Raw genomic sequence first — 649 nt, 5'->3', positions numbered from 1 at the left:
CTATTGGGTCGTAGGTCTCAGGCCGGTGTCAAGATGGTGGTGCCCTCCTTCTTTTTCCGAGTGGCAGCGGCGGTGCTTGCCTTGAAGCGGTAGCTGTCGTTGCCGGTTTCGAGGATGTGGCAGCGGTGGGTAAGGCGGTCGAGCAGCGCGGTGGTCATCTTGGCGTCGCCAAAGACCGCGGCCCATTCGCTGAAGCTGAGATTGGTGGTGATGATGACGCTGGTGCGCTCGTAGAGCTTGCTCAGGAGATGGAAGAGCAGCGCGCCGCCCGACGCGCTGAACGGCAGATACCCCAGCTCATCAAGGATCGAGGAGGATAAGGAAACGGTCCGGTGGACCGTTTCCCCGACGAGGGAGATCGAGGCGCATGAGGCTCTCTGCGATCTGTCCGGCCTTGCCCCGGGCCTTTTCCTGCTCGAGGGCGTTGACGAGCTCGATGGTGGAGAAGAAGCGGACCTTGCGGCGATGATGCTCGATGAGCTGGATGCCGATGGCAGTGGCCACATGGGTCTTGCCGGTGCCGGGTCCACCGATCAGCACGACGTTCTCAGCAGCATCAAGGAAGCTGCCCTTGTGCAACTGGCGCACCGTAGCCTCGTTGACCTCGCTGGCGGCAAAGTCGAAGCCGGTGAGGTCCTTGTAGGCCGGG

The 649-nt window shown here is 62.4% G+C and carries 1 pseudogene; it reads right to left on the bottom strand.

Annotated elements, in window-relative coordinates:
• Positions 1–17: 17 nt before the first annotated feature.
• Positions 18–649 (bottom strand): annotated as a pseudogene (gene istB, locus FG154_RS20695) (IS21-like element helper ATPase IstB); the annotation flags it as partial.

Origin of the sequence: Cereibacter sediminicola (genome assembly GCF_007668225.1) — a bacterium.
Classification (GTDB): domain Bacteria; phylum Pseudomonadota; class Alphaproteobacteria; order Rhodobacterales; family Rhodobacteraceae; genus Cereibacter_A; species Cereibacter_A azotoformans.
The sequence above is the reverse complement of the archived record's forward strand: the minus strand, read 5'-3'. Positions and strand labels throughout refer to the sequence as shown.